The 24,480-nt window shown below is 47.1% G+C and carries 21 protein-coding genes and 1 tRNA gene; 17 read left to right on the forward strand and 5 right to left on the reverse strand.

What is annotated here, in order from left to right; all coding sequences use genetic code 11:
* Positions 1-34 precede the first annotated feature (34 nt).
* The 8 genes from BLA28_RS08215 to BLA28_RS08250 all read left to right on the forward strand — a co-directional run bounded on the left by BLA28_RS08215 (position 35) and on the right by BLA28_RS08250 (position 11,577).
* Positions 35-1,900, forward strand: a complete 1,866-nt coding sequence (locus BLA28_RS08215; RefSeq protein WP_069159183.1) for a sensor histidine kinase — start codon at positions 35-37, stop codon at positions 1,898-1,900.
* Entirely contained in the window at positions 1,897-3,453 is a 1,557-nt protein-coding gene (locus tag BLA28_RS08220; RefSeq protein ID WP_069159182.1) for a helix-turn-helix domain-containing protein, read from the forward strand. Before BLA28_RS08215 ends, BLA28_RS08220 begins: the two co-directional genes overlap by 4 nt.
* Positions 3,454-3,473: 20 nt before the next feature.
* Positions 3,474-5,813, forward strand: coding sequence for a glycoside hydrolase family 31 protein (locus tag BLA28_RS08225; protein WP_069159181.1), 2,340 nt, complete (start codon positions 3,474-3,476; stop codon positions 5,811-5,813).
* 240 nt (positions 5,814-6,053) lie between these two features.
* Entirely contained in the window at positions 6,054-6,908 is an 855-nt protein-coding gene (locus tag BLA28_RS08230; protein WP_016360346.1) for a class II fructose-bisphosphate aldolase, read from the forward strand.
* Positions 6,909-6,923: 15 nt separating this feature from the next.
* On the forward strand, positions 6,924-7,883 hold the full coding sequence (locus tag BLA28_RS08235; RefSeq protein WP_009256262.1) for a carbohydrate kinase family protein: 960 nt from the start codon (positions 6,924-6,926) through the stop codon (positions 7,881-7,883).
* Between the two features lie 15 nt (positions 7,884-7,898).
* Entirely contained in the window at positions 7,899-9,287 is a 1,389-nt protein-coding gene (locus BLA28_RS08240) for an L-fucose/L-arabinose isomerase family protein (RefSeq protein ID WP_069159180.1), read from the forward strand.
* Positions 9,288-9,312: 25 nt separating this feature from the next.
* The gene (locus BLA28_RS08245; RefSeq protein WP_069159179.1) at positions 9,313-10,554 is read left to right on the forward strand and encodes an ROK family protein; all 1,242 of its coding nucleotides are present in this window, start codon (positions 9,313-9,315) and stop codon (positions 10,552-10,554) included.
* Positions 10,555-10,629: 75 nt separating this feature from the next.
* A complete protein-coding gene (locus BLA28_RS08250) occupies positions 10,630-11,577 on the forward strand; it encodes an aldo/keto reductase (protein ID WP_069159178.1) in 948 nt (315 codons plus the stop codon).
* 142 nt (positions 11,578-11,719) lie between these two features.
* Here BLA28_RS08250 and trpS read toward each other — a convergent pair whose 3' ends face one another.
* Positions 11,720-12,814, reverse strand: a complete 1,095-nt coding sequence (gene trpS / locus BLA28_RS08255; RefSeq protein ID WP_016360347.1) for a tryptophan--tRNA ligase — start codon at positions 12,812-12,814, stop codon at positions 11,720-11,722.
* Between the two features lie 533 nt (positions 12,815-13,347).
* On the opposite strand from trpS, the gene BLA28_RS08265 reads away from it, so the two are divergent.
* From BLA28_RS08265 to BLA28_RS08275, 3 genes are all read left to right on the forward strand, one after another.
* Positions 13,348-14,286 carry an ABC transporter permease gene (locus BLA28_RS08265; protein ID WP_069159176.1) on the forward strand — a complete coding sequence of 313 codons (939 nt, stop codon included), beginning with the start codon at positions 13,348-13,350 and terminating at the stop codon, positions 14,284-14,286.
* 15 nt (positions 14,287-14,301) lie between these two features.
* Positions 14,302-15,198 (forward strand): carbohydrate ABC transporter permease, encoded by an 897-nt coding sequence (locus BLA28_RS08270; RefSeq protein ID WP_069159175.1) that lies wholly within the window; start codon positions 14,302-14,304, stop codon positions 15,196-15,198.
* Between the two features lie 72 nt (positions 15,199-15,270).
* Complete coding sequence (locus tag BLA28_RS08275) at positions 15,271-16,953, forward strand: extracellular solute-binding protein (protein ID WP_069159174.1); 1,683 nt, start codon at positions 15,271-15,273, stop codon at positions 16,951-16,953.
* 33 nt (positions 16,954-16,986) lie between these two features.
* Here BLA28_RS08275 and BLA28_RS08280 read toward each other — a convergent pair whose 3' ends face one another.
* Positions 16,987-17,874 (reverse strand): AraC family transcriptional regulator, encoded by an 888-nt coding sequence (locus BLA28_RS08280; protein WP_009256253.1) that lies wholly within the window; start codon positions 17,872-17,874, stop codon positions 16,987-16,989.
* A 282-nt stretch (positions 17,875-18,156) separates the two neighbouring features.
* On the opposite strand from BLA28_RS08280, the gene BLA28_RS08285 reads away from it, so the two are divergent.
* A complete protein-coding gene (locus BLA28_RS08285; protein WP_009256252.1) occupies positions 18,157-18,585 on the forward strand; it encodes an Hsp20/alpha crystallin family protein in 429 nt (142 codons plus the stop codon).
* Positions 18,586-18,780: 195 nt separating this feature from the next.
* On the opposite strand, the gene BLA28_RS08290 is transcribed toward BLA28_RS08285, so the two are convergent.
* Complete coding sequence (locus BLA28_RS08290; RefSeq protein ID WP_069159172.1) at positions 18,781-19,404, reverse strand: HAD family hydrolase; 624 nt, start codon at positions 19,402-19,404, stop codon at positions 18,781-18,783.
* Positions 19,404-20,231 (reverse strand): glycerophosphodiester phosphodiesterase family protein, encoded by an 828-nt coding sequence (locus tag BLA28_RS08295; RefSeq protein WP_044966152.1) that lies wholly within the window; start codon positions 20,229-20,231, stop codon positions 19,404-19,406. The genes BLA28_RS08290 and BLA28_RS08295 overlap by 1 nt, the downstream gene beginning before the upstream one ends.
* A gap of 162 nt (positions 20,232-20,393) precedes the next feature.
* Between BLA28_RS08295 and BLA28_RS08300 the strand changes: the two genes are divergently transcribed.
* Positions 20,394-20,762, forward strand: a complete 369-nt coding sequence (locus tag BLA28_RS08300) for a VOC family protein (RefSeq protein WP_044966154.1) — start codon at positions 20,394-20,396, stop codon at positions 20,760-20,762.
* On the opposite strand, the gene BLA28_RS08305 is transcribed toward BLA28_RS08300, so the two are convergent.
* Positions 20,735-21,268 carry an HD domain-containing protein gene (locus BLA28_RS08305; protein ID WP_009256246.1) on the reverse strand — a complete coding sequence of 178 codons (534 nt, stop codon included), beginning with the start codon at positions 21,266-21,268 and terminating at the stop codon, positions 20,735-20,737. The two genes, BLA28_RS08300 and BLA28_RS08305, sit on opposite strands and share 28 nt — an antisense overlap.
* Before the next feature lie 331 nt (positions 21,269-21,599).
* On the opposite strand from BLA28_RS08305, the gene BLA28_RS08310 reads away from it, so the two are divergent.
* The 4 genes from BLA28_RS08310 (at position 21,600) to BLA28_RS08325 (ending at position 24,068) form a co-directional block, all read left to right on the forward strand.
* Positions 21,600-22,442, forward strand: a complete 843-nt coding sequence (locus BLA28_RS08310; RefSeq protein ID WP_044966162.1) for a fumarate hydratase — start codon at positions 21,600-21,602, stop codon at positions 22,440-22,442.
* Positions 22,443-22,542: 100 nt separating this feature from the next.
* Positions 22,543-23,094, forward strand: coding sequence for a Fe-S-containing hydro-lyase (locus BLA28_RS08315; RefSeq protein ID WP_069159171.1), 552 nt, complete (start codon positions 22,543-22,545; stop codon positions 23,092-23,094).
* A 20-nt stretch (positions 23,095-23,114) separates the two neighbouring features.
* Positions 23,115-23,840 (forward strand): lysophospholipid acyltransferase family protein, encoded by a 726-nt coding sequence (locus tag BLA28_RS08320; RefSeq protein ID WP_069159170.1) that lies wholly within the window; start codon positions 23,115-23,117, stop codon positions 23,838-23,840.
* A gap of 139 nt (positions 23,841-23,979) precedes the next feature.
* Positions 23,980-24,068: transfer RNA gene (locus tag BLA28_RS08325), tRNA-Ser, on the forward strand.
* Positions 24,069-24,480: the final 412 nt, after the last annotated feature.

Genomic DNA, 24,480 nt, shown 5'->3' on the forward strand with positions numbered 1-24,480 from the left:
CTGCCGTCCGGGGAAATTGCAGGAAGGAGCAGATATGGCTGGAAAACATGGGATTTACGAAAAATGGGTGAAGGGACGGAGAAGAAAATCCGTCCGTCTGGAGGTACTCACCATATTCCTGATCTTTATCGTCATCATCATGGGCGTGAGCCTTATGATCTATAACCAGAATATCAGTGAACTGCGGCAGGCTGACATCAATCATCTTACGGAAAGCAGCAAGCAGCTGGCCTATTCCGTGGACTCCATTATCCTGGATGTGGGAAGCCTGTTCAACCTGCACTATCAGGATCAGAGGATGTGCAATATTATCAACCACAGCAAAAGCCAATATGATGAGGTGACCCGTTTCCAGAATACCACTTATGTGGAGGGAACCATCAATCATGTGGTTTCCAACAGTAAATATATCAAACGCTGCTGTATCTTTTCGGCAAACGGAGATGTATACAGCAATATCAGCTCCGTTTTTCAGGATTATAAGGATTATATATGGGGGATTGTTGACAGCGGGAAGCTGGGCCGCAGCATTTTTTATACGGATCCGGAGATCTGGAGCATCGGTCAGGTGGATTATAAGGTGGTAACGGCTGTCAAAGTGCTGTACAGCTATAACGGAACCTCCCCTCTGGCCTATGTGACACTGGATATCGGCTATTCGGAGCTTGACCGCCTCCTCAATTCCACGGATAACCCCGCTGGCACCTTGCTGTTTTTTGAGGACATGCAGATTTACAACAACAGGAAAGGCGGATTATACGGGGAACAGCTTACAGAGGTGCAGGAAAAAGCAAAGCAGATGGTAAATGACGGCCATGAACAGGATATTCTTCGGATCGACGGGCTGGATTATCTGATGACCGCTATCCGCAGCGAAAGCTCGGGCTGGACGGTGGTGCGCTACATCGCTGAGAAAGAGGCCCTCCGTTCCATAACGGAGCATAAAATCAGGGATATTACCGTGCTTCTGGTCACAACGGCGGTAGTCTTTATGATCTATTACTACAGGATTAAACAGATAATGGAACCCCTGGCTAAAATGGATGAAGTGATCCGGCATAATAAAGGCACTTCCCTTCAGAAGGTGTATTTATCCAGGGAGGATGAGTGGCTGTTGGGAAATAATGAGATCCGGAACGTGATACAAAATTATAACAGCATGGCAGAACGTATCAATGAATATGCCAGGAAAACCCTTCTCTATGAAATTGAGCAGAAGGAAGCGCAGATCAAAATGCTGACCTATCAGATCAACCCGCATTTTCTATATAATACGCTGAATACCATAAGCGCTATTGCGGAAATAGAAAATATGGAAAATATTGTGGAAATTACGGACAGCATTTCCAACATATTCCGCTACAATCTGAAGGGTGACTCCATCGTTACGCTCCGGGAGGAAATCGGCCATGTAAAGGACTATGTACAGATTCAAAAATACCGTTTCCCTGACCAGTTTGAGATGATTTATGAAATTCCGGAAGAAATTTATTCCATGAAAGTCATGAAATTCATTCTGCAGCCTCTGGTGGAGAACAGTATATCCCATGGACTGTTTGATAAGCCGGAAGGAGGGCAGATAACAATCAGCGCAGCGCTTACAGAAGAGGGAGACATGCTTCTTACGGTTTCGGACAACGGAATAGGGATTAACAAAAAGCAGCTGGAGGAAATGAACCAAAAGCTGTTTGAATACAGGGTAAACATGAATTCCGGAAAGGATTTCGGCGGGGACGGGATCGGTATTATTAATGTAAATGCCCGTGTGTCCGGTTATTATGGCAAGGAATACGGAATCACCCTGTATAGCGAATATGGCCGGTGGACCCGGGCTGTCCTGAGGATAAAGGCGCTGCGCGATGAGGAGTCTGAGACCGGCCGGGCGGGAGAAACAATATGAAAATACTGATTGCCGAGGATGAATATTATGCCAGGCAGAGGCTGATAAAAATCATCAGGGAATGCGATATGGAGGCGGAGCTGGCTGCCGCTGTGGAAAACGGCAGGGAAGCGGTGGATTTTCTGGAACAGAATACGGATGTGGATGTGGTGCTGACAGACATTATCATGCCAAGGATGAACGGCCTGGAGCTGGCGGAATATATCCATGTGAACATGCCTTATATACAGGTGGTTATTGTATCCGGTTATGAAGAATTTGATTATGCCAGGAAGGCTATCGAATACGAGGTAAAGCAATATATTATCAAGCCGGTCAAAAGGGAGCTGCTTCTGCGCGTTCTCCGTCAGCTGGAGGAAAAACAGGAAAACTTCCGCCGGGAGGTGGAGGCCGGCGTGCTGGAAAGGCTGAAGAAGCTTCCCAACGGCTATACCTCGTCCAAACAGGTTCTCACGAAAAAAGAACTGATGCAGATCCATATGCCGCAGGCTGCGGCGATGTCCGAAGAAACACCCTGCCGGGTATTCGTTATACAGCTGGAGCGGACAATGAACACCCGGGATGCAGGGCTCCTGGACAAAATCTGTGCCCAGAAGCTGGACAGCCGGCTTGCCGGTACCTTTTTCTGTCAGATGAATGATGAATATGTGGCGGCGGTCAGGACAGAGGAGGATTCGGAAGGAAGCGCGCTGTTCCGTGATCTGGAGGGAATCCTGAATTACTGCCATGTGCAGCTTGAGACGGGAGTGGTTGCAGGGATGAGCCGCCTTTTTTATGGAACGGCGAATATTTATGATGCATATAAAGAGTGCCTGTACGCCATGAATATCCGTCTGATGAAAGGCTGGAATAAGATATTTGAGTACCAGCTTCCCCATGGCGGAAACAATTATTTCCTTCCCCGGGATGACAATGCCCTTGCCGGCGCCCTCCAGCTTTCCGATGCCGCAAAGGCGGCCGAGCTGGTGCACGGCCTGCTGAATAAGCGGGAAATGCTGGATAGCGGAGACGTGAATGCCTATTACGACATGATATTGAACATTCTGCGCAGCGTGAACCGGTATTATCGTTCTTTATACAATGAAAATGAGGCGATGGACTGCAAGGTGGAAATCATGTTTTCACGCAGATATGATCTATATGTTTTCAAGCATCCGGAAGAGCTGGAAGAATATTTGATGGATATTATCCGTGAAATCTGCGATCAGGAGCAAAATTCCCTGAAAAACGGGGGAAATGCCATCATACGGGATATCCTTCATTACGTGGAACAGAATTACCAGTATGATCTTTCCCTGCAGGAGCTGGCGGAAAAAAAGTATTTTATGAATTCGTCTTACCTCAGCCGTCTGTTCAAAAGCGCCGTGGGACAGACGTTTTCCCGATATGTCATCGAGCTTCGTATTAAGAAGGCCAGGGAGCTGCTGAAGGATAAAACCATGAAAATCAATGATGTCGCCGCACAGGTAGGCTATAATAACACGTCCCATTTTATTCAGTCTTTTAAGAAACTGTGCGGCTGTACTCCGGAGGAATACCGGAACCAACTATAACTATTTCGGGAGGTTATCTGATGAATAAGAAAGTAGAAGTGAGCTATAACCCGCAGCTGGGGTATCTGAAAACGATATTCACCCATAATTTTGATTTCCTCACAGGTGTCCTCGGCTATACCGACCGGGGAGACAGGGTGGAGGTGGAAGCGGGTACATACCGGAATAAAACCGCAAAGGTGATCATCCGCCCTGTAAGTGCAGCGGCATACCGTTTCCAGATGTATCCTTATGGAAAGGAACCAGCGGCTGCCAATGAGGTTTTTTCCATGGAACAGACAGTTCCCTATCAGCTGGAAGAGACGGAAGAGTACCTGTCCGTCCGTACTCTGCGCATGGAAATCCGGATAAAAAAACTACCCTGGGAGGTAAGCACATATCTGGACGGCAGACTGCTTACGAAGGAACAGATCAGAGACTCCAATGTGGACAATATGTGCAAGTATCTTCCCATCGGCTTTGACTGTGACGAAGAAGGAAAGGTGATCCGTGTCCGGGAGAGCATGTACATGTATTCCGATGAGGCCTTTTACGGCTTCGGGGAAAAGTTCACCGAATTCAATAAAAGAGGGCAGAAAATCCACTGCTGGCAGAAAGATGCCCTGAGCACCAACACGGAGGATTCCTATAAGAACCATCCCTATTTTATGAGCAGCAGAGGGTATTCCGTTCTGGTGAACAGCTATACCAGAATGACTTTTGACATGGGGTGCGGCTCCAATGTTACCTACGGCATGGAGGTGGATGACAGTTCCCTGGATTATATCCTGTTTGCCGACAGGGATTATAAGGATCTCCTGGCGGATTATGTAAACATGACCGGCAGCATACCCATGATACCCAGGTGGGCCTTTGGGCTGTGGATGTCCAAATGTGTCTACAAGGATCAGGAGGAAGTGGTACAGGTAGTAAAGAGGGCAAAAGAAGAAGAGATTGCCATAGATGTGATTAACCTGGATGCGTGGCAGGCATCGGAGGACAGCGGCGCATGGGTATGGGACAGGAAGCGTTTTCCGGATCCGGAAGGCATGATAACGTTTCTTCTGGAAAACCGGATCCACCTGTGCCTGTGGATATATCCTTATATCGGAGAAGAATCCGAATACTTCCGCCTGGCCGGGGAGAACGGATGGCTGGTGAAGGACGGGAACGGGAATCCTCTGACCTTCTATGCAACCGCGGCTGCAGATCGCAAGGTAGGATGCTTTGATTTTACCAATCCCGGTTTCAGGGAATGGTATGTTCCCAGGGTAAAAGAAGTGATTGGAATGGGAATCGGCGCGGTAAAAACGGATTTTTCCGAAGCGGTTCCGGAAAATGCGGTTTATTATGACGGCTCAAACGGCTTACAGGGACACAATAAACTGACCTATCTGTATGCGAAGACCATATATGAGGCGATGAAGGAGGTAAAGGAACCCCTGGGAGAACGTCCCATGCTCTGGGGAAGAAGCGGTTATGCGGGAAGCCATACCATTCCGGCAGCCTGGGCCGGGGATTCCTCCACCCATCTGAACAACCATGCCTGCATCCTGCAGGGAGGGCTCAGTATTGCTTTGAGCGGCGTTGCCTATTGGGGCTTTGATATGGGCGGCTTTTATAATACGGATCATGAAGGCTATGAATGCGTACCTGAAGAGGAAGAATATATCCGTTCCACACAATTCGGTTTCTTTTCCCCTCTGAGCAGGTGCCATGGGAAAACACCCAGGGAACCCTGGAATTTTGCACCGGAAACCAGGAATATTTTTTCTTATTACAATCAGCTCCGCCACAGACTGGCGCCGTATCTGTATTCCGCAGCATGGCAGGCCTCTTTGGAATCCGTACCCATGATGAGACCCCTTCTTCTGGAATTCCAGGAGGATCGCAATGTGCGGAATATAGGCCATGAATATATGCTGGGAGACAGCCTTCTGGTGGCTCCGGTTTTTGACCAGGACGAGTTTTCCGTATATCTTCCGGAGGGGACGTGGGCGGATTTCTTCACCGGCCGCCTGAACGAAGGAGGAAGGTGGATTTCTCTGCAGCCGGCGCTGGATCAGATTCCCGTATATATCAGGCCCAATACCATAGTCCCCATGCTTGCTTCTGATGACTGCCGCGGTCTGGAAGAGCCTTATAAAGACCTGACTGTCTGCATGAATTTGAAAGACAGGCTTTCCTGTACCTTTTATGACGATGGGTATAAGGGACATTTCACCGCAGAGCTGAGAAACGGGTGTCTGAGAATAACCACGGGAATGCCTGTAAAGGAGATAATTCTCTATGGAGCGGAGGCTGTGGAAGAGGCATCCTGCAACGGCCTTCCGGTTACCTGTATAAAAGAGGATGAGTATACACATCTCTTGCATTTGTAAGGAAAAATAAAGAAAACCGGAGAAAGGATCTGCTGTTTTCCGGCAGCAGGCCTTCTCCGGTTTTTTGTATTCCCTTTAAGAAAACAGATATAGTAAAAAGTACCAAAAACAGAATATAAATTTAGTTTATTAATAAAGTTTACAAACTGAAATAAAGTATCTATAATGAGGATGGAAAGAGAAGGATTCACCGGGCATTCCGCCCGGAAGAGGCTGTCAGTACAGCAGAATGGAGGGAAAATGGCAATCGTAAGCGTAAAGGAAATCCTGGAGCATGCATGGGGGCATAAATACGGGGTTCCGGCAATTAATGTCTTTAATTATGAAACAGTTAAATGGGCTATTGAAGCCGCCGAGGAAGAACGGCTTCCCATTATCATTCAATTTTATCCCGGCTTTGCGGAACATATTGCGTTAAAGTATGTCGCGGACTTTGCGGTGGATATGGCAAAGAAGGCCCGGGTTCCCGTGGCGGTCCATCTGGATCATTCCCCTTCGTATGAAATTGCTGTGGGAGGGATCAGGGATGGTTTTCCTTCCGTCATGGTGGATGGTTCAGTACTGCCCTATGAAGAAAATGTGGAGCTCACCCGGGCGGTGGTGAGAGTGGCCGAGGTGTTCGGTGTGGACGTGGAAGCGGAGCTCGGACACGTGGGAAGCGGTTCCAGCCTGGATGATATTGTCAATGAAAAAAATTATACTTCCATAGAGGATGCCGTTGATTTCACAGAGAGGACAGGATGCGGCTCCCTTGCTATCGCCGTGGGAAACGCCCATGGAGTCTATATCAGAGAACCCCGGCTGGATTTTGACCGGATCCGGGCGATCCGCAGCGCGGTAAAAGTGCCTCTGGTCCTTCACGGCTGTTCCGATATACCCGATGACCAGCTTAAGGAAAGTGTAAATCTCGGCCTGAGCAAGTTCAATATTGCTACCGAATATGACCGGGCTTTTTATACGGCCATCGCCGCCAGAGCCGATAAAACAGAACAAAAAGGATCCTTTTTCCGGCTTCAGGAAGAGGCGGCGAAGGATATCAGGGCCTTTGTGGCAGGAAAGCTGAGGCTTCTGAATCCCAACGGCTATGCCCTGTAAAGGTGGTGACGGAATATGCATTTTGACATAGTGGGCCTGGAATCACCCTGCGTAGACTTGAATATCAATGTGGAAAATTTTCCCACGCCAGACGGAGGAGAGCGGGTCCTGGAGAGCAGCTGGCAGGGCGGCGGCAAGGTGGCTACGGGAATGATAGCGGCGGCGAGACTGCATGCCAAAGGGGCATTTATAGGAACCGTGGGAGACGATTCCTATGGGGAGTTCTGCAGAAGAGACTTTGAAGCACATGGAATCGATACCTGCCATTTAGTAAAAAGAGAAAAGGAAACCACACTTTTCGACGTGGTTGTCAGTGATAAAAAAAGCATGGGACGCAGTATCCTGTATTATCCCGGTGAAGCGCCGGTCCGTTTTATGCAGGTGGAGGAGCTGCCCGACGACTATTTGAAGAATACCACATATTTTTATATTTCCCAGATAAATGAAACCACATTGGAAGCCATAAAGCGGGCGAAAAGCGCCGGGGCCTCCATAGTGATGGATGCGGATAATTATTCTCCCGGCGATGAAGAGGCGTTCGGCCTGATAGATGTTATGATCGGGTCGGAATTCTACTACAAAGCCCTGTTCGGGAATGAAGATTATGAAGCGAACTGCCGCAGCCTCAGAGAAAAGGGGCCGAATATCGTGGTATTCACCCAGGGAAGCAAAGGCTGCCTGGGCGTGGGAGAGGAAGGGTTTTTCACACTTCCCGCCTATCAGGTGGAGGTGGTCGATACGGTGGGGGCCGGTGATGTTTTTCACGGAGCATTCATTGCGGGGCTCCTGCAGGGATATACAACAAAGGAAACCGCCCGTCTTGCCAGCGCCGTATCGGCGGTCAAATGTACGAGAATCGGAGGAAGGGCAGGGATACCGGATTGGGAAACTGTGCGTGAGTTCATGGAAACAGGCAGGATTGATTATCGGGAAATTGAAGAACGGATACAGTATTATAAACGGGGATTATGTTAAGAAGGGAAGATGGGGATGTATACACAAAAATTAATATTGGGAGTAGTACCTGTAAAAAGAAGCTTTCTGAGCATGGAAGAAGCCGTGAGACAGAAAAACAAATTTATGGCCGTTATCCGCCGGGTAAAACCGGAGCTGGTGGAAATCGTGGACGTGGACGATATTGTGGAGCAGGGAATTTTATATGAAGCGGATAAAGTGCCCGCTGTGGTGGATAAATTAAAAAAAGCGGGAATTGATGCCCTGTTCCTGCCCTTCTGCGATTTTGGGGAGGAACAGGCGGCAGCGGCAGTGGCGGCAGCCTTCCGGGTGCCCGTGCTGGTATGGGGAGCCAGGGATGAAAGGCCCAACACCTTTGAGGCCAGAGGCAGGGACACCCAGTGCGGTATGTTCGCAGCCACCAAGGTGATGCGAAGATATGGAGTGACCTACAGCTACATATTCAACTGTGAGACGGAAAGCCCCCGCTTTGCCTCCGGTTATGAAAATTTCCTCAGGACGGCGGCAGTGGTAAAGGCTGTGAAGGGCCTCCGCATTGCCAAGATCGGAGACAGGCCGGTTCCTTTCATGAGCGTGATGGCAAACGAAGCGGATCTGCTCAGCCGGTTCGGCATGGTATGTGTTCCCATCTCACCATCCGCAGTAGTGGGGAGAATGAAGACAATCCTGGAAGAAAACAGCATGGTTTTCCAAAGCTATTGTGAAAATATCAGCCAGCGTATGGACTGTGCTCAGACAAAAGAAGAAGATCTGCGAAAGGCGGCGGCAGTCAAAATGGCGGTACAGCAGCTGATGGAGGAAAATAACTGCTCCGTGGGAGCTTTCGAATGCTGGTCCGCTTTTCCCGCCCTGGCGGATATCTGCCCCTGCCTGGTATTGGGGGAAATGGCGGATGAGGGCCTGCCCCTTGCCTGTGAAACGGACGTGAACGGTGCGGTTACCATGGCGATACTCCGTGCCTGCAGCCTGTATGAGGATGTGGAGTTCCTTGCGGATCTGACCATCCGCCATCCGGAAAATGACAATGCCGAGCTGCTGTGGCACTGCGGCCCTTTCCCTTATTCCCTGAAAAAGGAGGAAAGCAAAGCCGCCCTGGTGGAAGGCCAGGAAAGCTTTGAACTGAAGGCGGGACAGCTGACCGTATGCAGATTTGATGAACTGAATGGAGAGTACTATCTTTTTGCAGGAGAAGCCTCTACCACAGACGGGCCGGAAACCACGGGCACCTATGTGTGGATGGAGACTGATAACTGGCAGCGGTGGGAAGAAAAATTGATGTTCGGCCCCTACATTCACCATCTGGGTGTATGCTATGGAAATTATCTTCCTGTTTTGAGGGAAGCGGCCAGATATCTGGGACTGCACTTCGACAATGCCCATGAACAGGGAATCTACAGCCTTTAACAGACATAAAAAAGGAGATTAGCGCATGCTTACAAGCCGCAAACCCAAAAATATCAAGTATCATAACCAGAGGCTGATTCTGGCGCTTCTGCGGAGCCGGGAGGTCATGACGGCGGGAGAGCTGGCCGAGCAGGCCCATCTGAGCGTACCCACCATAACCAAGATACTTGCCGAGCTCCAGGCAAGAAGGCTGGTAAAAAGCATGGGGAAAGGGAATTCCACGGAGGAGGGCGGCAAGAAGCCCGAGCTGTTTGCCCTGAACGGCGCCCATCGCTATGTGATTTCCATAACAGCCGGGAGTGAAAGAATAAAGTGTGCACTTCTTGACCTGACATGTAAGGTACTTGACAAAAGAAGCCTTCCCTATACGGACGGCAGCAGCTATGAGTTATGCATGGACGATATCTCTGCCCTGGTCCTTGCGGCCTGTGAAGCAGGAAAGCTGGAAGAAAAGGAAATCTGCGGGATAGCCATAGGCTTTGAAGGAATTGTGGATGCCCCCAGGGGAATCCTCCGTTTTCCCATTCATAACCAGGCATGGGGAAGAGATCTGCCGGTAAAGGAGGATCTGCAGGCCCGCCTTCCCGGGTTTGCCGGAATTACCATCAATAATGGAAGCCGCTTCGCCGGCTACGCAGAGCTTTCGGAGCATCCGGAATATGCCTCCTGCCGTGTGGTGACCATATCCACCGGAACCTCTACCGGCGGCTGCGTCCTGGAAAACGGAGTCCTGATGCAGGGGGCCAACGGCTTTATCGGGGAACTGGGACATATTACAGTGCGAGAGACCGAGGAAAAGGTCTGTGCCTGCGGAAATAAGGGCTGCTTTGAAACAGCCGTTTCCCCGGATGCCCTGTGCGGCTATATGCAGGAACTGGAAGAAGCTTTTCCGCGGGAAAAAGAACCTGCGGCTGACAGAAGCGGCAGCTGTGACTATGAAAAGATTCTTCGCCTTGCCGCAAAAGGAGATGCATGTGCGAGAAAGGCCGTGGAAAAGTCCATTGATTATTATGGAATATTAATCCGCAATATCATGCTGCTGTATGATCCTCATATAATTGTCATTCAGGGAATTTATACGCTTGCGGGAGATTTTTTCCTGAAGTGTCTGCAGGAGCTGGTGAAGCAGTCTCCTTTTTTCCATATTCCCCAGGGGCTTTCCATCGTTTTTTCCGGCCTGGACTTTGACCGCGCGGCAGATTTGGGCGGTGCGCTTTATTCCATTGACCGGTATTTTGAAGGAGAGCAGCTGTTTGAGGAAATATAAGTACAGGGATGGAAAACATGGAAAAAAGCAAAAGGATAAGAAAATAAATCAGAAAAGAACAGAAAGGAGTTCACTATGAGGTATAAGCATTTCAAAAACGCAGATGTAAAGGTATCCTGTCTTGCCGTGGGAACCTGGGCGATCGGAGGAAAAAATTACGGTCCGGTGGATCGGGAGGGTTCCATACGCGCAATCCGCAGAATGGTGGATTTGGGAGTCAACCTGATTGACACGGCCCCATGCTATGGGAACGGAACCGCAGAAAAAATAGTGGGGGAGGCCATCCGTACCATACCCAGGGATAAAATCCTCCTTTCCACCAAATTCGGACTGGTGCCGGATGTGTTTAAGGGAGATTTCCGCAAAGAGGCTACCTATAAAAATGCCATGAGGGAGGTGGAAAGCTCTCTCATGAATCTGGATACCGACTACATTGATTTCTATTTCGTACACTGGCCGGACGTAAACACTCCCATCTGCGAGACCATGTCCGCCCTGGCAGATCTAAAACGCATGGGTAAAATCCGTTATGTGGGAGTATCCAATTTTACGCAGGAACAGATTGAAGAAGCGGAAAAATATCTTACTGTTGATGTACAGCAGCCCCCCTTTTCCATGGTGGAAAGACAGTATGAACAGCTGATGAGCTGGGGCGCTTCCCGGGGAATTGATTCCATGACCTATGGTTCCATGGGAGCGGGAATCCTTTCCGGTAAATTCAGGGACACGCCGGATTTTGAACCCGGAGATCTGCGCCTCACCTTCTATGACTATTTCAGGGAACCCAAATTCTCCAAAATCCAGGAGCTTTTAAAGACCATGGATGAAATAGCAGGGGAACATAAGTGTCCTGTATCCCAGGTGGCATTAAACTGGAGTACACAAAAAGATTTCGTGGGAACGGCTCTGGTTGGGGTAAGAAGTGAAGCCCATGCAGATGAGAACTGTGCCGCGTTTGCATGGGAACTGTCTGAAGCGGAAATCCTTCGTTTGGACAACGAACTGGAACGTTTGGGATTATAAGGAACAGAAATAAGTATTCAATATATTCAATAGAAAGAGAGGGAAACCTGCGTACGGGATTCCCTCTCTTTTGTACGCCCGGAGGCGTATATTCTTTTCTATTGTCATTTATAATTTGGAACCTGCGTTTTGATGACCGGTATTATTCCCTTTCGGCAGCAAAACGTTCCGCCTGCTCCTGAATCAAAGCATTGTCCTCAAAATAATTGATTTTCATAGCCCTTTTTACATTAGATAACGTATTAGCGGCTTCCGCTTCCGCCACATCACTGCCTTTTTTCAGAATATTATAAATTTCAGGGATATCCTTTTCAAATTCTTTTCTCCGTTTCCGGATAGGTTCCAGTTCTTCCTGCATGACATTATTCAGGAATTTTTTAACCTTTACATCCCCAAGGCCGCCTCTGGCATAATGATCCTCCATCTCCTGAATATTCTGGTACTCAGGAAGATAACGGGCAAACTGATCCTCATTGGAAAATGCCTCCAGATAAATAAATACCGGATTCCCTTCCACCTTTCCCGGATCCTGAACCCGGAGATGGCCCGGATCGGTAAACATGGACATAATTTTCTGACGGACCTCTTCCTCCGTATCCGACAAATAAATACAGTTATTTAAGGATTTGCTCATTTTAGCCTTGCCGTCAATACCCGGCAGACGCATGCAAACCTTATTATCCGGAAGAAGGATATTAGGATCCGTAAGCGTTTCCCCATAAATGGAGTTGAATTTGTGGACAATCTCCTTCGTCTGCTCAATCATGGGAGCCTGATCCTCGCCCACGGGAACGGTAGTGGCATTAAAAGCCGTAATATCCGCCGCCTGGCTGATTGGATAGGTAAAGAAGCCCACAGGTATGCTTGTCTCAAAGTTACGCATCTGGATTTCCGACTTCACCGTAGGATTACGCTGCAGCCTGGAAACCGTCACCAGATTCATATAATAGAACGAAAGCTCACACAGCTCCGGAATCTGTGACTGGATAAACAGCGTGGATTTTTCCGGATCCAGCCCGCATGCCAGATAATCCAGCGCCACCTCTATGATATTCTGACGCACCTTCTCCGGATTGTCCGCATTATCAGTCAGAGCCTGGGCATCTGCAATCATAATAAAAATTTTATCGTATTCACCGGAATTCTGCAGCTCCACCCTGCGTTTCAGCGAACCTACATAATGGCCCACATGAAGCCTTCCGGTAGGGCGGTCGCCCGTTAAAATCACTTTACTCATGTTAAATCTCCTGTCGCATAAGAAATATATTTTACTGCGTTCTATTTTACTCGTATTCCGGGGGATCTGTCCAGCAAATCCGCTTATTTTTTCCAAAAACAGTTACAGTTCAGCCTTCAGCCTCCGTCTGTGCCAACCCCGCCGCCCTTGCCGCCCTCCTTTTCCCAGCCCGCCTGACCTTGCCCTCCCCTGTGGGGCAGCACCCTGCAAGGTTCCTTAGAGGGGACGCTCCCGCTCGGATAATCACGCAGCGGTACTAAGGCTGCACAGTAACCAAAAACAATTGTCTTCCTGACCGGCCGGCCGCGAAAAAGACTCCGGCTGTCCCCTCTGTCCGGATGTCCCTTCTTTCCGGCGCCGGAAATATATATGGGGCAAAAGGTAAAAACACGCAAAAAACAGGTCGTTTGAAGTGTAGAAAATGAACTTTGCGGAATATATAATTTGTTTTATTAAATGTGTACAGAATATTCCAAAATAATAAAGCTAAGTATGCTATATGCACATCAAAATACCGAAAAGGAGGAAAGGGAATGGTTAAAAATTCTGCTGACAGGAGGGAAAAAGCAGCAAAAACTTTAAAATTGATGTGGAATCTGAAATGGATTTATCTCATGCTGCTCCCTGTTGTGGCGTACTACATCATATTCAAATACATCCCGATGTATGGCGTGACAATCGCATTTAAAGATTATAACGTCTTCAAGGGAATGCTGGAAAGCCCCTGGGTTGGATTTAAAGTGTTTGAAAAAATATTTGCCAGCAAAAATTTCTGGCATTCCGTAAAAAATACCCTTGTGCTGAACCTGCTTACCCTGGCCGTTAATTTTCCCCTGACGATCTTTGTGGCACTGATGCTCAATGAGGTCATCCATCTGCGTTTTAAGAAGATGATACAGTCTATTCTGTATTTACCCCATTTTATCTCCTGGGTGGTAGTCGCGGGAATAGCCGCCAATATGTTTACTCAAAGAGACGGGACGATTAATCTCGTACTGAATTCCCTGGGTATTTCCAGCATCCCCTTTCTGAGTGATGAGAAATGGTGGATTGTGACGTATGTCATCTGCAGCGTTTGGAAAGAGATCGGCTGGGGGACGATCATTTACCTGGCAGCCCTGACCGGCGTGGATGAATCCTTATATGAAGCGGCCTATCTGGACGGCGCCAGCAAGCTCCAGAGATTGATTTATGTAACCCTTCCGTCCATCAAATCGGTGGTGGTTACCATGCTCATCCTTCAAGTCTCCAAAATGATGACCATTGGCCTGGACGCCCCTCTGCTTCTGGGAAATGACAAGGTCATGGCTGTTTCAGAGGTTATCAGTACCTATGTATACCGGATCGGTATCGAAAATGCCAAGTACAGTGATTCCACCGCCATAGGCCTGTTTCAGTCGGTGGTCAATATCCTGATACTCCTTGCCGCGGACCGGTTTGCCAAGGCGATTGGGGAAGAAGGCATTATATAGAAAGGGGAAAAGAAAATGAAAAATCCCGGAACAAAAACAGGGAAAAAACATAAATTTACGATGGGAATGGCCGTGCTTTATTTTCTTTTGACTGCTCTGGTATTCATTTGCCTTTATCCGTTTCTGAACGTACTGGCATATTCCCTGAGCGGCTACAATGCGGTGCTCTCCGGAGATGTGACTTTTTATCCTATAGAATTCACCCTGGATGCCTATAAACAGATACTGGGAAGAGCACAGATATGGATTGCCATGAGGGTAACCATCTTCGTCACACTCATGGGTACGGCTATCGGGCTTGTGCTCACAATCTTTGCGGCATATGCCCTGTCAAGAAAGAACCTTCCCGGCAAAAAGCTGCTTTCAGGACTGATTCTTTTTACCATGTATTTCAGCGGCGGCATCATTCCCACCTTCCTGGTGGTAAAAAATCTGGGAATGTATGATTCTCTGTCCTCCCTGTACATTCCGCAGGCAATCAACGTATTTAATTTTATTGTAATGAGGACCTTTTTCCGGCAGCTTCCGGAAAGCCTGGAAGAAGCCGCCAAAATAGACGGAGCCTCCGACATGGGAGTGCTGCTGAAAATCGTTCTTCCGCTTTCGGTTCCCATTATCGCGACTATCGGCCTGTTTTATGCCGTCCAATACTGGAATAGCTACTTTGACGCTTTGATTTATATCCAGTCCCCGGATAAATTCACCCTGCAGCTGAGGCTGCGCAGCCTTCTTTTTGCGGACGAGCTGAACAATGCGGGCGGAGGCAATGTGGAAGGCATCGGCACCCAGGTGATGACCCAGTCCCTGAAAATGGCCTGTGTCGCCGTTTCAACAATTCCCATATTGCTTGTATATCCATGGCTGCAGAAATATTTTGTCAAAGGGGTAATGCTCGGCTCCGTCAAAGGATGATTACGGCATCCTGAATCAGACAAAGAAAATAAATTATTCTTATAACTAGTAAAACAGAAAGGAAGGAAAGGTATGAAAAAGAAAAAAGGAAGTCTTACATTCATGGCCCTGGCCCTGACGGCCAGCATGCTTGCAGGCTGCGGCAGCAGCCCGGCAGGAGGCCAGACATCACCGTATGCGGCATCTTCTTCCGGTGATGCATCCGGAACCCAGGCGGCAGCAGGAGAGGAAGGAACAGCGGAGGGGTACCAGACAACCTATGGCTCCAAGATGTTTGATGATGTTACCATATCAGTGGAGCTCTTTGACAGGAGCAATGCCCCGGAAGGCAGCACGATACTGAATAACAAATGGGTGGAATATGTGAATGAACAGATGGGAAAAGTGGGCATCCATGTGGAATTCGTTTCCGTTCCCCGTTCAGATGAAGTAACCAAGATGCAGACACTCATGTCCTCCGGCACAGCGCCTGACATAACCATAACTTATACCTATTCCTATGCCGAGGATTACTTTAACCAGGGCGGTATCTGGGATTTGTCGGAATTCATCGACGGGGAAGGACAGGCTCAGAATATGAAGGCATACCTGGGCGACAGCGTTATCGATATCGGCAGAAATACAGAAGGAAACCTGTACGGCATAGTAGCCAAACGCGCCACAACGGCTAATTCCAATATTTTTCTGCGCAAAGACTGGCTGGACGATCTGGGACTGGAGATTCCTACCACTGCGGATGAGTTCTACGATGTGATCACACAGATGGTGAGGAACAACCCGGACGGCAAAAACGGCGTGGTGGGAATGTCCTTCTGGGGAGTGAATAACGGCGATAACCCCAGAAACTGTATGTCCCTTGCCTTTTCCCAATTGGCAGGAGATCCCAAGGAAATTGACATAGCCCATGGCTTTGACTATTATTACGACCCCGGAATGCGTGAATACTTCCGGTATATCAATAAGTTTTATAACGAAGGGCTCATGGATAAAGAATACTACACCATGACTACGGATACCTTTAACAGCGATATTGTTACCGGCTCCATGGGCGGTTTTGAATCCAATGTAAACTACAGCGTGGATGTGCTCAGAGGATCCCTTCTGAAAACACTGCAGGAAAATGATCCGGATGCGGATATTATCTCCATCCCCGCATTGAAGAACGTAAACGATGGGGTACAGTACAGCGCGACCTATTCCGAAGGAGGACTGATCGCCTTCTGTCCCAAAACAGCTGATGCCGAAATCGTGGAAGCCTGCATGACCTATCTTGACTGGCAGTGCACCCAGGAAGGCGGTTTTGTACTCTATCATGGTTTTGAAGGGGAACACTATGACTTTGATGATGCCGGAATACCGGTAGTCAAGGATGCCGCATACAACAGCGCAGACAAAGACTGGATACGGACAGATATTTTCCTGGTGGGAAATCAGGGATATTTTGAAACCGTGGATGACTTTAATGCATGCACATCCAAAGAAGCCCCCGGCTATGAAGATCACGTGATAGAAAACTATGAGAACTCCATGGCAGGGACCTGCATTCCCGCCACCTTCTATACCTCGCCCTCCACACCCGATCTTCAGACGGATTTGGCCCTTGTCCGCAGCGAATACATGGTACAGTGCATAACCTGTCCGGAATCGGAATTTGACGCCAACTACGATGCCTTTATGAAAGCCAGTGAGGACGCCGGTATAAAAACAATAATTGAAGAACGTACAGCTTATTTTACAGAAGTATACGGATATTAATAACAACAGGCCCGCGGATATATTATCCCGGGCCTATTCTGATTCACATACGGAAAGAGATTCCTGAAAATCTGCGTTTTCCGGCAGGGACATAATATAGTTCTGATACTTTTTGGGTGAAACACCCACCTGCTGGGAAAAAGTCCGTGCGAAATGAGAGTAATTATTGAAGCCGGACATCCAGCATACATCCGTCAGAAACCTGCCTTCCTTCAGATATTTCTGGGCAAGCCCGATTCTTTTATTGAGCAGATACTGCTGAATAGTCAGTCCCGTAACCATTTTGAAACGCCTGCTTATATAGGAAGGATTGTGGAAAAACTGCCTGGAAAGATCCTCCAGCGTAAAGCTGTCCAGAAGATGTCCATCGATATAAAGCATGATATCCCTGATCAGCGGCGGCATGATACTGCGGCAGCCCTGGTTTCCGCCCGCCCGGAAGGCCTGATTTACCATTACAAGAATTTGAAAAAGATAAGATAAGGAAAGCAGATCATGCCCATATTCCGGACTGCTGTTCGCTTCCTTCAGATGGTTGAAGAGCATGATAAACTCCCCGATTTGCTGTTCATTAAGAAAAGACAGATTGTTTTGGCCGGCCGGCCTGTTGAAAAAGCAAGTGGTCAGATCCGTTTCATGGCTGGAAAGCGACTGAAAAAAGAATTGCTCCAGATTTATGGTAATCCGTTCATAATGCTTTTTATCCACCAGCTCCACCCGATGGTACTCCTCCGGCTGTATTACAAGAATATCTCCCCTTACCAGAGGATAGCAGTGTTCTTCAATATAATAGTTGACCTTTCCATTCAGGAAAAGGTATATTTCGCACCCGTTGTGCCGATGGTAATAAGGATGGATTGCCAAATCTGAAACATGACGGCAAAGAATATTCTGATCCAGGAAATCAATTGTTTTTAACATGATGAAGTTTCCTTTCCGGTGTTTTACCAATTTTGACACACTTAACAATAAATACTATAGCATATAATTTACTATATTTCTATACTATAAATATTTTATTGCGTTAAAAGAACACTTTCGTACTCCTGATTCCCGGTTAAAATTAAGTTCACACTTTTTTTATAAATTAATTAGCACTCACCTCTTGACAGTGCTAACAACTAGTGTTATAAATGTTATAGAACAACAAAGGAACGGCAGTTAAGCCGGAAGAATTCAATATAAAATCAGGAGGAATGAACTATGTTAATCAGAAATAATTTTTTCAACGACTTTTTCGGAGATATGTTTGATGACCCGTTTTTCAACAGAGGCTATGCGCCCCAGACCCAGCTGATGAAGACTGACATCCGTGAAAAGGATGGCCAGTACCTTCTGGAGATTGAGGTTCCCGGTTTTACAAAGGAAGATGTAAAGGCAGAATTAAAGGACGGCTACCTCACCATTACCGCCGACAGGAAAGAGCCTGTGGAAAATGCGGATGAGAGAACCAAATATGTAAGGAAAGAAAGATATTACGGAACCATGAAGAGAACCTTCTATTTAGGAGAAGAGATTACAGAGAACGAAATCCATGCGGCATTCAGGGATGGTATTCTTCGGATCATGATTGACAAGCCGCAGCCTAAGAAAATCGAAGAAGAGAAGACCATCATTCCTATAGAGGGCTGAGATTTATTGCCCGGATCATGTTTTATTTCCTGATTCTGCCGGTATGGCCGGTTTTATATAGATGAAAGCCGTTATAAACGGATAAAATACCCTCCCTTTACCCTAAAGCTTTTATACAACAAAAAGGAACGCCGCTTACCGGCGTTCCTTTTTTGCAAATGTATGATAAGTTCTTTTCATTAATCTCAGGGATATTTAAACAAGCCCCAGAATGTCAATCGGCCGGGAAAGCCTGTAATCCGCAGTGATTTCCTCCGGATTTTTGCATCCCCACAACGCCAGCGCCCGCGGAACACCCGCGCCCTCCGCACATTTCATATCATAAATACTGTCCCCGATATACACAGCCTGCTCAGGAAGAATCCCCGCTTTCTCCAGATAAAAAAGCATGGGCGCCGGGTCAGGCTTATGCTCTGAGGTGTCCGTGGCAGTAACCGTAATCGAAAAATAATCCGCGAGCCCCAGCCGTATCATATCATAATCGTATTCTTCCTGGTTTTTAGAGGTTATTACTCCGAGTGAAATCCCATTTTCCTTCAGTTTCTTCAGAACCTCAGGAATATCCGGGTAAATGGTAACATCCCCGCCATGCTTGCAATAATAGGCATCCCACTTTTTGAGGACTGCAGTGAGATCGCCTTCCACCCCCAGCTGCTTAAGAGTAATGGGGCCGGGGATCCCCAGGCAGAAATAGAGCTGCTCCGGTTCATAAGGAACTCCCTTAACCTCCAAAAGAAGCTCCTGAAGCCCCTTTATGATAGCCTTTTCCGTATTTATTAAGGTCCCGTCGATATCAAAGATAAAATGGCGTTTATCCATCAGGCATCCCCCTTCGGTATAAAGTTCTCAAAAATAAACAGTTTAAAATCTTTCCGACACATATCCATTTCCTCCTGGGAACGGATTGTCCATCCCACAGACAGGGCATGATAAAAATTACAGCATATTTTTCTGGACAAATCATTCCGGTAAACCCAGTTGTAGGCTATGAAATCCGGCCTTGCAGCAATGTTGGAAAGCATTTTTCCCAACAGAAAAAAAGGAAGGCTGCAGTTTTTATTCTCTTTGTTAAAATTGGTACACAGCTGTCCGCGGAATACATCCGGCCGGTTTTTCTTATACCAGATAAGAGCCGAAGGGTGGAAGGATTCAATGCAGTAAACTCCCTTATAGTCCTTTAGCAGACGGTTCACAGCTTCCGGAATCCGGTCATCCCTTTTATCCATTTTAATCTCAATAATCAGAGGAACCTGTCCCCTTACGAGATCGAGAAATTCCTGAAAGGTAGGAATCTGTTCCTGGGTATCCGCCAGTGTCAGCTCCTTCAGTTCCCTTAATGTCAGCTCGTTTACCCGTTTATCAACCCCGCACATCCGTGTCAGTGTGGAATCGTGGAAAACCACAGGATATCCGTCACTGGAAAGCTGGACATCCATTTCCATGCCGAAGCCTTTGTCGATAGCTCTCTGAAAGGCCTTCATGGAGTTTTCCGGTATTCCCGCAGATAGATCATGAAGTCCCCTGTGCGCATAATAATGATGTAGAAGAGCCTTACAATCCGGCTTACGGAACCGAGGCATAATTAATACCATATAAAGTAAGAATAAGAGTAACAAAATAATGATTAATACAAGAAGTGCTTTCATGGAACAATCTCCTTTTTCTTTTGCCTGAATATTTCTTCTGTCATATTCCTAGTATATAGCGGTTTCTCTGAATTGTCATTCATAAAAAAACTATTGCATTCCGCATACACTCCATATAAAATGCACATAACAGTAAATAATACCGATTCACAGGAGGTACCTATGAAATTTAAGTTTGCCCATAATAATTTTAATGTAAAGGATCTTCAAAAATCGCTTCGTTTCTACGAGGAGGCCCTTGATTTGAAGCCCGTGCGCACCAAAGAGGCTCCGGACGGAAGCTTCACGCTTGCGTTTCTTTCCGATGGAACCACACCTCACCAGCTGGAATTAACCTGGCTGAGAGACTGGGAAAAAGCCACCTATGATTTAGGCGATAATGAATTCCATCTGGCCTTTACCGTAGATGATATGGAGGCAGCCCATTCCCGTCATAAAGAAATGGGATGCATCTGTTTTGAAAATGAAGCCATGGGAATTTATTTCATTCAGGATCCCGACGGTTACTGGATTGAAATCGTACCGGCCTGATCCGCCGTTCCTTCCGTAAGCCCGAACATGTCCCTGCATATGCTTTTTCCGCTTTCTGTGCGGAAGATACGCTGCAGGGCGTGTTCCGCGGCTTCACGGGATGCATTGTCTTCATATAAATTCACAAGAAAATCAGCCTCCACAAGAATCTGATAATCAAGCCCGTTAATATCCTGATAAGTATGATGATGGGCAACCAGGTAACATACTCTGTCAATAACAGAGTCCTCAAAGCCCAGGGGTTCCAGCATCGTTCTTGCGATAACCGGACCTTCCAGCTCCTGATGCTTTCCGCTGCAGTCCCCATACTTTTCTTCACTCACTTTAATGCCGATGTCATGGACAATAGCGGCAATTTCCAGAATATTCTGCTCATCATCCTCAAGCCCCTCCAATTTTCCTATCATGCCTGCAAAATCATGAACCTTGATAAAATGCTGAATCCTTTTGGGATCCCTGGCATAATAGCGTATCATTTCTTTTAGCAGAAGCACATTTCTATCCATAAAATAACCATCCTTTCTTATAGAAATCCACACATACTGTCCTGTATATTTTATGATAGGAAAAGCCGGTATACAAGGGAAAATGAAAAAGATATCAGACTGCAGCCAAAAAGGTTCATTCTTTCGTCAGGCTATTCATCGTCTGCGCTGTGACCTTATGCTCCTATTATCCTTCGCTCCGCATCCGTCCGTGCGCCATCCTGTCCGGCATCCGGAAATATCATCGGTTTATCCCGCCCCAACAGGGGAAATCGCTGGTGACAAAGAAAAGAAACTATACTATAATTAAGAGAATCAGAGCAGTGACGTTACGGGAAAGGATGAAAAGCAAATGAGAACAGTGCAGGTATCCGAGATAACTGAAAATATAAAGGAAATGTGCATAGAAGCCAACCATACTCTCACAGAAGATATGGAACAGGCCCTGAACCATGCGGTCACCAAAGAACAGGCGGCTTTAGGAAAGCAGGTTTTGGGACAGCTCCAGGAGAATCTGCGCATAGCCAGAGAGGACACAATCCCCATTTGCCAGGATACCGGAATGGCAGTGGTTTTTATGGAAATAGGCCAGGATGTCCATTTCGAAGGCGGGGCGCTTGAGGATGCGGTAAATGAAGGAATCCGCCGGGGATATAAGGAAGGCTACCTCCGCAAATCCGTGGTAGGCGATCCTCTGCTCCGTGAAAATACCGGAGATAACACCCCCGGAATCATACACTATACCATTGTGCCGGGAGAAAAGATAAAGATTACGGTAGCGCCCAAAGGCTTCGGAAGCGAAAACATGAGCCGTGTTTTCATGCTGAAGCCTGCAGACGGAATGGAAGGGGTTAAAAATGCGGTGCTCACTGCGGTGAAAGAAGCCGGCCCTAACGCGTGCCCGCCCATGGTTGTGGGAGTGGGAATCGGAGGAACTTTTGAAAAATGCGCTCTTATGGCGAAACAGGCATTGACCAGGCCTTTAAATGAACATTCCGAAATTCCCTATATAAAGGAAATGGAAGAGGAGCTTCTGGAAAGGATAAATCAATCAGGGATCGGTCCCGGAGGACTGGGAGGAACCACCACCGCGCTGGGAGTAAATATCAATACCTATCCCACACATATTGCAGGCCTGCCCGTTGCTGTAAATATCTGCTGTCATGTGAACAGACATTCCGTAAGAACCCTGTAGAACCCTTTATATGGTAGTTCTTAATCTAAGTAATACCATATCTGCAGATAAAGTATCATATATAATAAGAAGAAAGCCGTTTGACCGGAGGAAGAACAGAATGGAAAAACATATGAGAGTGCCCTTTACCAGACAGGAAGCGGCCACCCTGAAATCGGGAGATTACGTCTATCTTACAGGGACCATATACACGGCCAGGGATGCCGCCCATAAAAGAATGTATGAAGCCCTTATGAAAAAGGAAGCCCTTCCGTTTGATATCAGAGGAAATGTAATATACTATATGGGGCCGTCGCCCGCAAGAGAAGGGCGGCCTATTGGTTCCGCAGGCCCCACCACCGCAAGCCGTATGGATAAATATACCCCTGCCCTTCTGGATTTGGGGATGCAGGGAATGATAGGAAAAGGAAAACGTACGGAAGAAGTCAGAGAAGCCATGATCCGCAATGGCGCCGTATATTTTGCAGCGGTAGGAGGCGCCGGCGCCCTTCTTTCCAAATCCATCCTCAGCTCGGAGGTCATCGCTTATGATAATTTGGGAACGGAAGCGGTAAGAAAGCTTTCCGTAAAGGATTTTCCTGTTGTTGTGGTAATGGACAGCCAGGGAAATAATCTTTACGAAACCGCCATAAAGCAATATTGTAATGAATAAAAAGGAAAAGAGAATCAAATATGCGTAGAATAGCCTTGATGGTCTTCCGGCTTTTCTTTAAAGCCATTTATTATTTCAGCCACATCTGGTGGTGCAGTATCCATGAAAGCATCAGCTATGAGGAAGGCTTCAGGTGGTGTAAAAAGACAACCCTCGCCGCCAATAAGGCAGGCCGCGTGACAATTGAAGCCCATGGCGTGGAAAACCTGCCTGAAAAAGACGGGTTCATTATGTTTCCCAACCATCAGGGCCTTTTTGACGGCCTCGTATTCCTGGAATCCTGTCCGAAGGTCTTTTCCTTTGTAATGAAAAAGGAAGCCGCCAATGTCATTCTTCTCAAACAGGTGCGCAAGGCGCTGGGAGCCCTCGTTATTGATCGGGAAGATCTGAGACAGTCCATGAAGATAATCCAGGCAATGGCAGAAGAAGTAAAAAAAGGCCGCAACTTTATTATTTTCCCGGAAGGCACCAGGAGCAGACAGGGAAACCATACCCTTGAATTTAAGGGAGGCAGCTTTAAGGCGGCCATGAAAGCCAAATGTCCCATAGTACCCTGCGCCCTGATAGATTCTTTCATCCCCTTTGATGAAAACAGCATCAGGAGGGTTACCGTAAAGATATTCTATCTGAAGCCCATGTATTATGAAGAATATAAGAATATGAAAACAACACAAATAGCAGAAGAAGTAAAAAGACGTATAGATGAAACAATTGCCGGATATACTCAGAAAGAGCCTCTCGCATAAGAAGTTCCCGGGTATATGAAAAAACTTGGTAAAAACTTACCAAAAAGAATTGACAAACAGTTACGCCTTATGTATAATAACATTTGCGCTACCGAATGGGACGCGCACTTCATATTGGTAGAGGATAGTTCAGTTTTGTGGAGAAATACTCAAGAGGCTGAAGAGGCGCCCCTGCTAAGGGTGTAGGTCGTTTATAGCGGCGCGAGGGTTCAAATCCCTCTTTCTCCGTTCCCTTTACCGATATAAAGGGGAGCTTGATTATAGCTTCGCGGGAAAAGAATCTTAAGAGATTGAGATTTCTTTTTTTTCGCACTTTTGCCGGATGAAAAGAACGAGTAAAACTTATGGAAAATATAGGTTAAAAAAGTTGTTGACATTTGACAAAATATGGTGCTATAATGAAAGTCCACCGCGAATGGCGATGGAACAGAGATTTAAAAGAAATAAAAAAAGTTAAAAAAGTGCTTGACTGACAGAACAACATGTGATAAGATATCAACTGTTGCGGCTGAGAAAGCAGCACACAGAACCTTGACAAATAAACAGTAATGCAACCCTGAAAATTCTAAAAAAGAAAATTCAGAGAACAAGTTTTAAAGCTTCGAGAGAAGACCTTTAAGACACCCAAAAACAGTAAGAA

This window comes from Eisenbergiella tayi (assembly GCF_001881565.1).
In the GTDB taxonomy this organism is placed as follows: Bacteria; Bacillota; Clostridia; order Lachnospirales; family Lachnospiraceae; genus Eisenbergiella; species Eisenbergiella tayi.

Bases quoted from the DNA above. Each gene is read 5' to 3' on its own strand.
- BLA28_RS08240 (WP_069159180.1), top strand. From the start codon at position 7,899: ATGTATACACAAAAATTAATATTGGGAGTAGTACCTGTAAAAAGAAGC.
- BLA28_RS08270 (WP_069159175.1), top strand. From the start codon at position 14,302: ATGAAAAATCCCGGAACAAAAACAGGGAAAAAACATAAATTTACGATG.
- BLA28_RS08290 (WP_069159172.1), bottom strand. From the start codon at position 19,404: ATGGATAAACGCCATTTTATCTTTGATATCGACGGGACCTTAATAAAT.
- BLA28_RS08235 (WP_009256262.1), top strand. From the start codon at position 6,924: ATGCATTTTGACATAGTGGGCCTGGAATCACCCTGCGTAGACTTGAAT.
- BLA28_RS08320 (WP_069159170.1), top strand. From the start codon at position 23,115: ATGCGTAGAATAGCCTTGATGGTCTTCCGGCTTTTCTTTAAAGCCATT.
- BLA28_RS08245 (WP_069159179.1), top strand. From the start codon at position 9,313: ATGCTTACAAGCCGCAAACCCAAAAATATCAAGTATCATAACCAGAGG.
- BLA28_RS08230 (WP_016360346.1), top strand. From the start codon at position 6,054: ATGGCAATCGTAAGCGTAAAGGAAATCCTGGAGCATGCATGGGGGCAT.
- BLA28_RS08285 (WP_009256252.1), top strand. From the start codon at position 18,157: ATGTTAATCAGAAATAATTTTTTCAACGACTTTTTCGGAGATATGTTT.
- BLA28_RS08280 (WP_009256253.1), bottom strand. From the start codon at position 17,874: ATGTTAAAAACAATTGATTTCCTGGATCAGAATATTCTTTGCCGTCAT.
- trpS (WP_016360347.1), bottom strand. From the start codon at position 12,814: ATGAGTAAAGTGATTTTAACGGGCGACCGCCCTACCGGAAGGCTTCAT.
- BLA28_RS08310 (WP_044966162.1), top strand. From the start codon at position 21,600: ATGAGAACAGTGCAGGTATCCGAGATAACTGAAAATATAAAGGAAATG.
- BLA28_RS08265 (WP_069159176.1), top strand. From the start codon at position 13,348: ATGGTTAAAAATTCTGCTGACAGGAGGGAAAAAGCAGCAAAAACTTTA.
- BLA28_RS08300 (WP_044966154.1), top strand. From the start codon at position 20,394: ATGAAATTTAAGTTTGCCCATAATAATTTTAATGTAAAGGATCTTCAA.
- BLA28_RS08305 (WP_009256246.1), bottom strand. From the start codon at position 21,268: ATGGATAGAAATGTGCTTCTGCTAAAAGAAATGATACGCTATTATGCC.
- BLA28_RS08220 (WP_069159182.1), top strand. From the start codon at position 1,897: ATGAAAATACTGATTGCCGAGGATGAATATTATGCCAGGCAGAGGCTG.
- BLA28_RS08315 (WP_069159171.1), top strand. From the start codon at position 22,543: ATGGAAAAACATATGAGAGTGCCCTTTACCAGACAGGAAGCGGCCACC.
- BLA28_RS08275 (WP_069159174.1), top strand. From the start codon at position 15,271: ATGAAAAAGAAAAAAGGAAGTCTTACATTCATGGCCCTGGCCCTGACG.
- BLA28_RS08295 (WP_044966152.1), bottom strand. From the start codon at position 20,231: ATGAAAGCACTTCTTGTATTAATCATTATTTTGTTACTCTTATTCTTA.
- BLA28_RS08250 (WP_069159178.1), top strand. From the start codon at position 10,630: ATGAGGTATAAGCATTTCAAAAACGCAGATGTAAAGGTATCCTGTCTT.
- BLA28_RS08225 (WP_069159181.1), top strand. From the start codon at position 3,474: ATGAATAAGAAAGTAGAAGTGAGCTATAACCCGCAGCTGGGGTATCTG.
- BLA28_RS08215 (WP_069159183.1), top strand. From the start codon at position 35: ATGGCTGGAAAACATGGGATTTACGAAAAATGGGTGAAGGGACGGAGA.